The organism is bacterium, assembly GCA_021372775.1.
In the GTDB taxonomy this organism is placed as follows: Bacteria; Acidobacteriota; Polarisedimenticolia; order J045; family J045; genus JAJFTU01.
This window is the reverse complement of sequence record JAJFTU010000405.1, coordinates 1-8,902: the sequence shown is the minus strand read 5'-3', so window position 1 is coordinate 8,902 and position 8,902 is coordinate 1. Positions and strand designations below refer to the sequence as shown.

Below are 8,902 nucleotides of genomic sequence, written 5' to 3'. Positions count from 1 at the left end.
GTTCCTCGCCGCGTTCGGCGCCGCGCTGGTCGCCGCGGGGCGCGTGGACGAAGCGCTCGCGCCGCTGGCCGAGGCGGCCGACGCCGGCGTGCCCGGCGCCGCCTCGCAGCTCGGCCGCGCGCTGGCGAGCCGGCCCGGCCGCGACGAGGCGGCCGCGGAGGCGCTCGAAGGGGCGCTCGACGAGGCGCCGGAGGACGCCGCGGCGTGGTTCGCGCTGGCGCTGCTGCGCCGCGCGGCCGGCGACGGCGCGGCGGCCAAGCGCGCCTTCGCCGAGGCGCTGCGCTGCGACACGGCCTACGTCCGCGCCGCCGCCGCGGAGCGCCGGGACGGCGCCTTCGGCCCCGAGCTCGCGCGGGCCTACCTCGAGCAGGGGCTCTTCCGCGACGCCGCGGAGGTCGCGGCGGCGCTCCTCGCGGCGAAGCCGGACGACGGCGAGACGCTCTTCATCAAGGGGAAGGCGCTCGCCGGTCTCGAGCGCTGGGACGAAGCGGAGCGCGCGCTGCGGCGCGGCATCGAGATCGACCACGACCGCCACGAGACGTGGCTCGAGCTGGCGGCCCTCTACGCGCAGCAGGGCCGCTGGCCCGACGCGGCGAGCCTGCTGATCGACCTCACCGCGGCCGCGCCGGAGCTCGCCGACGCGCACGTCGCGCTGGGGATGGCGCGGCTCGAGGAAGGGGAGCGCGACCAGGCGCTGGTCTCGTTCCGCCGCGCCCTGGAGTGCGACGGCTCGCACCCGCTCGCGCTGCTTTGGCTCGGCCGCTCCAGCCTGATGGCCAACGACAAGGCGACCGCCCGCGTCGCCTACCGCCGCCTCAAGGACGCCGACATCACCTTGGCGCGCCGCCTCTTCTACGAAATCCACCGCTGACTTTTTGGCGTTGTACCGAACCCTCGACGGGCGGGCCGCGACGGCCCGCCCGTTTTCGTTTCGCGCTCCCCCCGATCGTAGGGGCGGCTGGCGCGCCGATCACGTCGTCGGAACAACGGCGCCGCCACCGCGCCTGCCGCCCGACGTGAGCCTCGCGCATCATTGCCTTTCGGCGTCTAAAGGCAAGGATGCGCGTGAAGCACGTCGGGAGGCAGGCGCGGTGGCGTCTTGAGCGGGGACGCGACGATCGGGACGCGCCAGCCTCCCCTACGGGTTGTCGGGGCGGTCGGGGTCCGCGGCGCAGAGCTTGAGGAAGCCCTCGGGATTCACGACGAGGCCGTACGGCATCTTCGTGGCGCTGCGCCCGAGGTACGCGCGCACGCGGGCCGGCGTGAGGGCGGGGTTGGTCTGGAACCCGAGCGCCGCGAGCCCCGAAAGCCACGGCGCGACCCAACTCATCCCGCCCCGCGGCTCGTAGGCGTAGTCCTCGCGCCCGCGTTCCCCGGCGTACGTGCGTTCGTCGCCGGGGGCGAGCAGCGGCCCGCCGTACGTGCCCACCTTGTAGCCCTCGGGCTTCTCGCGGTCGCCGCCGGGCAGCGGCCGGAGCAGGCCGAAGTTCAAGTCGGTGTAGTCGGGGTCGCACACGATCAGCAGAACGCCTTCCCGCTCGGCCCGCGCCACCATCGCCTTCCATTCCGCCGCCTGCGCGCGCGAGGCGAAGCCGCCGTCCGAGACGCTGACGACCCGAATGTGCGCCGCCCCGCTGCGGTTGAGCTCGAGCAGCCGCTTCAGCGCCTCGACGAAGTCGTGGTTCCCCTCGCTCTCGGCGTTCCACGTCGCCACGGCGACGTAGTAGAGGTCGGCGCGCGGCGCGACGCCGACGGTGCGTCCGACGGCGATGCTGGCGACGGCGTTCGCGTGCATCGACGGCTCGCGGCCCTCGACGCCCAACTGGGCGACGAGGTGCAGCCGCCCTTCGAGCTCGACGTGGTTCGCGAGCAGCGGCTGGTCGATGATCGCGACGTCCACGCCGCGTCCGTCGACGCCGCGCGCGTGAAGCGCGCGCAGGCCGAGGCCCGGATTGCGGCCGGCGGCGAGAAGCGCGGCGGGATCGAACCCCGCGGGCAGCTTGTCCGGCGCGGGCCAGCGGGTGAGCGTGTCGAACGGCAACGCGCGGATCCGCGCGCCTTCCGCCCGCAGGTCTACCCTGGATGCATCCACGTTCTTGAGCCCCGTGAACGGCCGCAGCCGCGCGACGTCGGCGCCGGTGCGCAGGCGCAGCGGCTCGTTCTCGCCGGGCTGGACGACGCGGTCGCCCACCATGTAGCCGAGCAGCGCGTACGGCCCGGTCGTCCCCGCCTCGCGGCCGAAGACGACGACGAGCCCGCCGTCGTAGCCGCGGAAGAGCAGTTCGTCGCCGCCTTCCCGCTTGTTCTCGTCCTTCTGCGGGGCGCCGAGGACCGCGGCCACTTCTTCCGGGCCGCTGAACTGCCAGGCCACGGCGCCGTCCTTGAGCGCCGCGGCGAGCCGCGTCTCCGGCGAGGGATCGACGGGCGCGGCGGGAGCGGCGGGAGCGGCGGGCAGAGCCAACGCCAACATGATCGGAACGACCGACAACACCGGGCGGGCCTCCTCTTTTGGGCTTCGACAAGACGCCGACAGAGTAGGACGCGCGTTCCGCCCCGGGGGATTCACAAATTCGCGGCGGCGGATTGCGCGGGGAGGCTGTAGGGGCGGCTGGCGCGCTCCGATGATCGTCGGAACAACGGCGCCGCCGCCGCGCCTGCCGCCCGACGTGAACTCCGCGCGACCGTTCTGTTTTGCGCCGCAAGGCCCGCGCGGGTTTCGACGTTAAAACAAAGGCAAGGTGGCGCGGGGATCACGTCGGGAGGCAGGCGCGGTGGGGGCTTGAGCGGGGACTCGGTGATCGGAGCGCGCCAGCCTCCCCTACGGCGTCGCGGCGACGAGGAGCGTCGCGTCTCGCGCGGGATCGCGTCGTTCGCTGGAAGGGGCGGCTGGCGCGCTCCGCTGAACGTCGGAACAACGGCGCAACATCGCGCCTGCCGCCCGACGTGAACTCCGCGCGACCGGCTTGTTTTGCGCCGCAAGGCTCGCGCGGGTTTCGACGTTAAAACAAAGGCAAGGTGGCGCGGGGATCACGTCGGGAGGCAGGCGCGGTGGGATCGTTCGCGGTTCAACGATCCTCGTGGCGCGCCAGCCTCCCCTACGGGTTGTGCGGTGGATGATTCAGCTTGCTGAATCATCCACCGCTCATCAGGTGGAGGACGGCCACGCGCGCGCCGTCCGGCACGACGAAGGCGTCGTAGTCGGCGCGCTGAACCAGACGGTCGTCCACCTTCACCACGAGCAGCGGGAACTTGAAGTTGCAGAGCTTCAGGATGTCGCGCACGGTCATCCCTTCGCGCCACTCCTTCGGATCGCCGTTGACGTGGATCACCGCCGTCTCTCCGCTCAGGCGCCGTGCGCCCGGACGACCTCGACGACTTCCGGCAGGTCCATGCCGAGCTCCTTGAGCTTGGCGACCGTCGGCACGCCGTCCGCGGTCCAGCCGCGACGCTTGTAGACCGCGTCGCACAGCAGCTGGTACTGCTTCTCGCGGAAGGCGCGGAGCGCGGCGACCTTCTCCTCCGTGCTCTTGCCCGCCGGGTCGTAGCCGACCAGCTCCTTGAGCTGCCCGTCGTAGCGGTCGGCGCGCGACTCGTACTCTTCCTTCGTCACCGGCCCGACCGAGCGGTACGGCGGCAGGTCGTTCTTCCGCAGGCCGTAGCCGCGGCGCACGTTGAAGGCGCGCTGGAAGTTGTAGACCCGCTCCGACTGGAGGATCAGCTCTTCCTTGCTCAGCGGCTTGCCGACGATCCCCTCGTAGATCTGCGTGTAGTTGTAGACGTGCTCGGGGACCTTCGCCGGTTCCGAGGTCTTCCCGTTGTCCGCCGGCTCGATGTCGTTCCACGGCAGCTTGCAGAGGCCGTGCAGCCCGAACCAGGTGCGGAAGATCGGGAAGTAGTGCAGCGCCTCGGCCTTGGCCTCGAACGTGGGCAGCTGCTTGTTGACCATGTCCATGAAGATCAGCCAGGCCTCGTCGTGCTGCGGCCCCTTGTTCGTCAGCGCGTAGCCGCCCTGCTGGGCCAGCGACTCCTTCGAGATGTACTCGGAGTACTCGAGCCCCTTGCACTCCATCCCGATGTCCTGGATCAGCTGCGGGTCGCCCCAGCCGCGCTCGATGAAGTAGTTCTTGCAGTACTTGATCCCCTTGGCGGCGACCGCCCCGAAGCCCTCGCCCTCGGCGATCCGGTGCATGAGCTCCATCTGCGCCTCGCCGGAGCCGAACTTCAGCTCGATCCCGCCGGTGCGCTCCTTGTTCAGGATCCCGCGCTCGTAGCATTCCATCAGGAAGGCGCAGTGCGTGCCGAAGGAGATCGTGTCGAGGCCGTAGGTGTCGCAGTAGAAGTTCGACTCGAGGATCCAGTCCGGATCGAAGATGCCGCAGTTCGAGCCGAGGCCGCCGACGTTCTCGTACTCCGGGCCGTCCACCGTCACGGTGTGCCCCTTGTACGGGCCGGTCTTGACGACGAAGCCGTCGGCGCCCTTGGCGCAGGCCATCGTGCAGCCGATCCAGCAGCCGTCGGGGATCCCCTGCGTGAAGCGGGCCTCCCAGACCTTGGATTCGATCTTGGACATCTCCTCGCTCTTGCCGAACTGGTAGTTGTTGACCGGCAGGAGGTCGTAGGCGTCCATGATCTCGACGAGGTGGGCCGTCCCCGCGGTGCGCATGCGGCACTGCTGGGCGTCCATGTCGAGGATTTCCTTGTTGATCGTCAGGCCGACCTTCGCCACCTTCGAGCGGTCGGCCATGTTGTTCATGTCCCCCTTGGGCTTCGGGCCGCGCACGACGAGCGCCTTGACCTTCTTGTCGCGGAAGACGCGGCCGATCCCGCCGCGGCCGGCCTGCTTCAGCCGCACCGCCTTGCGCCGCTTGTCGTACAGCGAGAAGTTGAGGCAGCCGAAGTAGCTGTGGTCGGAGCCGCGGCCGGCGGAGACGACGGAGACGTTCGCCAGGTCCTCGGGCCCTTCCGCGTACATGTGGGTCAGGATCTCGGCCAGCACGTGGCTGTCGAGCGGCTCTTCCGGCGCTTCCTCGACGCGGATGGTTCCCTTGACCCCGTCCACGACGACGACGACGTCCCGCTCGGCCTTCCCCTGCAGCTCGATGGCGTCGAAGCCGGAGAACTTGAGCAGCGGGCCGTAGTAGCCGCCGACGTTGCTGTCGATCGGGATGTCGGTCGCGGGGGAGATCGTGACGACGATCGACTTCCCCGAGCCGGGGTAGAGCGTGTTCCCCGCCAGCGGGCCGGGGGCGATGACGATGTCGTTCTCGGGGTCGTCCCACTTCGTCTCCGGCTTGGTCGCCTGCCAGAGGTAGTAGAGGCCGAAGCCGCGGCCGCCGACGAAGAGGTCCTTCATCTGCTGCGTGACCTTCTTCTCGGTGGCCTTCGCGGTCGAGAGGTCGATGTGCAGCGTGCGGTCGTTGTAGCCCCGCTGCGGCAGGCCGGGAACGTAGGACGTTTCGGAGACGAGCTTGTGCGCCGCCTTCATGCGGGGCACGTCCGCGGTGTAGTCGGTCCGCTGCGTGTAGTCGATCGGGGACATGAGCGACTGCTCCTTGGGGGGGTGTGGGGAATGGGGAAACGCCCGGAAAAGGGACGTTTCCAGCGAAACAAGGTAACATTCCGGTTTGCCGCGGGCAAGACGCCGCGGCGCGGCGGGGGAACGACCGATGACCGACCAAGGGCCGCTCGGCGGGCGCTATTCGCGCCAGGTTCTTTTCGCCCCCTTCGGGGCCGCGGGGCAGGAGCGGGTGCGGCGCGCCCGCGTGCTGCTCCTCGGGTGCGGCGGGCTCGGCACCGTCTCGGCGAACCTGCTGGCGCGGGCGGGGGTCGGCTTCCTGCGGATCGTGGACCGCGACGTCGTCGAGCTCTCCAACCTGCAGCGCCAGACCCTCTTCGACGAGTACGACGTCGAGGAAGAGATGCCGAAGGCGGCCGCCGCGGCGCGCCGGATCGCGCGGATCAACCGCGACGTCGTGGTCGAGCCGGTCGTCGCCGACGTCCACTCCGGGAACATCCGCAAGCTCGTCGCCGACGTGGACCTGATCGTGGACGGCTTCGACAACTTCGAGGGGCGGTACCTCGTCAACGACGCCGCGGTCGAGCGGGGCGTGCCGTGGGTCTACGGCGCCTGCATCGGCGCCGGCGGCGTCGCCGCGATCTTCGTCCCCGGGCGCACGCCGTGCCTCCGCTGCCTGCAGCCGGACGCGCCGCCGCCGGGGACGGCCGCGACGTGCGACACGGCCGGGATCCTCGGTCCGGCGGCCCACGCCGCGGCCTCGCTGCAGTGCGGCCTCGCGCTGCGCTGGCTGGCCAAGGGGGAGGTTCCCGACCCGTGGTCGGTCGTCTCGGTGGACGTGTGGGAGCAGCGGCTCGCCGAGTTGCAGCTTCCGCCGCCGCCCGCGGGCCAGTGCGTCTGCTGCGGCCGGCGCCGCTTCGACTATCTCGCCGCGCCGCCGCACGTCGCCACGTCGCTCTGCGGGCGCGACGCGGTGCAGGTGCTGGCGCAGGGCGGGCGCGCGCCGGACCTCGCGGCGATCGCGGAGCGGCTGCGTCCGCTCGGCGAGGTCGTCGCGAACCAGTTCCTCGTGCGGTTCCGCACGCCGCCGTTCGAGCTGACCCTGTTCGACGACGGGCGGGCGATCGTCAAGGGGACGGGCGACGAGGCGCAGGCGCGCGGCCTCGTCGCGCGCTACTTCGGCGTCTGATCACGTCGCGGGCGGGGGCGCATGGACGGGGAGACGGGGACCAAGGGACGCGGCGGGGCGCCGCTCGTCGCCGGCCTGGCCGGCTTGGCGATCGTCGCGCTGCTGCACGCGGCGGCGGCGTTCGGCTGGGGGCCGCCGCCGGAGTGGCTCGTCGCCTCGCGCTGGCTGATGGTCGCGGGGCTCTTGGTCTTCGCCGCGCGCCGGCGCTCGCTCACGACGTGGATCCTCGTGGCGATGGTCGTCGGGGCGACGCTCGGCCACGACATGCCGGGGGTCGCGGTCAACCTGCGCGTGCTGAGCCTGATCTTCCTCCGGCTGATCAAGACGATCATCGCGCCGCTGCTCTTCGCCACCCTCGTCGTCGGCGTCGCCGGCCACGCCAGCCTGCGGCAGGTGGGGCGGATGGGGGTGAAGGCGCTCGTCTACTTCGAGATCGTCACGACGCTGGCGCTCTTCATCGGCCTCGCGGCGATCAACGTCAGCCGCGCCGGGGTCGGCGTCCATCTGCCGCCGGCGCCGGCGACGGAGAAGGTCGAGGTCGCGGGGCAGACGGCGAGCGAGGTGATCCTCCACGTCTTCCCCGAGAACGTCGCCAAGGCGGTCGCGGAAGGGCAGATCCTGCAGGTCGTCGTCTTCGCGCTGCTCTTCGGCGCGGCGCTGGCGCTGGTCCCCGAGGAGAAGCGCCGCCCGGTGCTGTCGGTCGTCGAGGGGCTGGCGGACGCGATGTTCAAGTTCACGAACATCGTGATGCACTTCGCGCCGGTCGGCGTCGGCGCGGCGATCGCCTACACCGTGGGGCACATGGGCCTCGGCGTGCTGAAGAACCTCTTCCAGCTGCTGGCGACGCTCTACGGCGCGCTCGCGCTGTTCGTGCTCGCCGTGCTGCTGCCGGTGGCTCTGATCGCGCGCGTGCCGGTGCGGAAGTTCGTCGCCGCGGTCGCCGAGCCGGTCTCGCTGGCCTTCGCCACGACGAGCTCCGAGGCGGCGCTGCCGCGGGCGATGGAGGCGATGGAGGGGCTCGGCGTCCCGCGGAAGATCGTCGCCTTCGTCATGCCGACCGGCTACAGCTTCAACCTCGACGGGACGACGCTCTACCTCTCGCTGGCCTCGATCTTCGTCGCGCAGGCGGCGGGGGTGTCGATGTCGTTCGGCCAGCAGCTGGTGATGGTCTTCACGCTGATGCTGACCAGCAAGGGGGTCGCCGGCGTGCCGCGGGCCTCGCTGGTGATCCTGCTCGGCACGGCGGCGTCGTTCGGGCTGCCCACGGAGCCGATCTTCATCGTCCTCGGGATCGACGAGCTGATGGACATGGCGCGCACGTCGATCAACGTCGTCGGCAACTGCCTCGCCACCGTCGTCGTCGCGCGCTGGGAAGGGGAGTTCGCGCCGCCGGCGGACGACGCGCGGGCGGCGGCGTAGCGCGGGGCGCGGTGCGCCGCCCTCTCGCCTTTGCGGCGCTCGTCCTGGCGCTCGCGGCGCCGGCGCTCGGCGCCGGTCCGGCGCCCGTCCCGGCGCGGCCGGCGTCGTGGGCGCGGCCGGTCGCGGCGGAAGGGGTGAAGAACCTCTACAAGGTCACCGACGGCCTCTACCGCGGCGCGCAGCCCCGGGCGGCCGGGATGCGCAGCCTCGAGCGGCTGGGGATCAAGACGATCGTCAACCTCCGCGGCTGGTTCAGCGACGAGGACGAGATCGAGGGGACGAAGCTGCGGTTGATCGAGGTCGGGATGAGCGCCGGGCGCGTGGACGAGGAGAAGCTGATCGTCGTGCTGCGGGCGCTCAACGATCCGGCGGGGGCGCCGTACTTCGTGCATTGCTGGCACGGCTCGGACCGCACGGGGCTCGTGGTGGCGGTGCACCGGATCGTGTTCGAGGGGTGGACGCGCGGGGCGGCGATCGACGAGTTGCTGCACGGCGGCTACGGGTTCCACGCGATGTACGACGACATTCTCAGTTATCTGCGGACGTTTGATGTCGAGGGGTTTCGCGCGCGGGTTTTGGCGCCGAGGGGGTGAGGCTGCGCAAGGCGCGCGGGTCTGCGGCGAGCAAGGCCCGCGCGTTCTCGACGCGCAAGGCCCGCGCGCCTTGCGGGACGCAGTGCCCGCGCGCCTCGTGGGGCGCAATGCCCGCGCGAGTCTCGGGACGCAGTGCCCGCGCACCTCGCGGGACGCAATGCCCGCGCGAATCGCGGGACGCGCGTC

The 8,902-nt window shown here is 71.4% G+C and carries 7 protein-coding genes; 4 read left to right on the top strand and 3 right to left on the bottom strand.

What is annotated here, in order from left to right; all coding sequences use genetic code 11:
- A partial coding sequence (locus LLG88_13845) for a tetratricopeptide repeat protein (protein ID MCE5247990.1) occupies window positions 1-871 on the top strand: 871 nt, incomplete at its 5' end.
- A gap of 267 nt (window positions 872-1,138) precedes the next feature.
- Here LLG88_13845 and LLG88_13840 read toward each other — a convergent pair.
- From LLG88_13840 to LLG88_13830, 3 genes are all read right to left on the bottom strand, one after another.
- Window positions 1,139-2,491 (bottom strand): S8 family serine peptidase, encoded by a 1,353-nt coding sequence (locus tag LLG88_13840; protein MCE5247989.1) that lies wholly within the window; start codon window positions 2,489-2,491, stop codon window positions 1,139-1,141.
- 640 nt (window positions 2,492-3,131) lie between these two features.
- Window positions 3,132-3,329, bottom strand: coding sequence for a sulfur carrier protein ThiS (gene thiS, locus LLG88_13835; GenBank protein MCE5247988.1), 198 nt, complete (start codon window positions 3,327-3,329; stop codon window positions 3,132-3,134).
- Between the two features lie 14 nt (window positions 3,330-3,343).
- Window positions 3,344-5,485 (bottom strand): aldehyde:ferredoxin oxidoreductase, encoded by a 2,142-nt coding sequence (locus LLG88_13830; GenBank protein MCE5247987.1) that lies wholly within the window; start codon window positions 5,483-5,485, stop codon window positions 3,344-3,346.
- A gap of 181 nt (window positions 5,486-5,666) precedes the next feature.
- On the opposite strand from LLG88_13830, the gene LLG88_13825 reads away from it, so the two are divergent.
- From LLG88_13825 to LLG88_13815, 3 genes are all read left to right on the top strand, one after another.
- Complete coding sequence (locus tag LLG88_13825; protein MCE5247986.1) at window positions 5,667-6,704, top strand: ThiF family adenylyltransferase; 1,038 nt, start codon at window positions 5,667-5,669, stop codon at window positions 6,702-6,704.
- Window positions 6,705-6,872: 168 nt separating this feature from the next.
- On the top strand, window positions 6,873-8,123 hold the full coding sequence (locus tag LLG88_13820) for a cation:dicarboxylase symporter family transporter (GenBank protein ID MCE5247985.1): 1,251 nt from the start codon (window positions 6,873-6,875) through the stop codon (window positions 8,121-8,123).
- Window positions 8,124-8,134: 11 nt separating this feature from the next.
- Window positions 8,135-8,716 (top strand): tyrosine-protein phosphatase, encoded by a 582-nt coding sequence (locus tag LLG88_13815; GenBank protein ID MCE5247984.1) that lies wholly within the window; start codon window positions 8,135-8,137, stop codon window positions 8,714-8,716.
- Window positions 8,717-8,902 lie beyond the last annotated feature (186 nt).

Bases quoted from the DNA above. Each gene is read 5' to 3' on its own strand.
- LLG88_13830 (MCE5247987.1), bottom strand. From the start codon at position 5,485: ATGAAGGCGGCGCACAAGCTCGTCTCCGAAACGTCCTACGTTCCCGGC.
- LLG88_13825 (MCE5247986.1), top strand. From the start codon at position 5,667: ATGACCGACCAAGGGCCGCTCGGCGGGCGCTATTCGCGCCAGGTTCTT.
- LLG88_13820 (MCE5247985.1), top strand. From the start codon at position 6,873: ATGGTCGCGGGGCTCTTGGTCTTCGCCGCGCGCCGGCGCTCGCTCACG.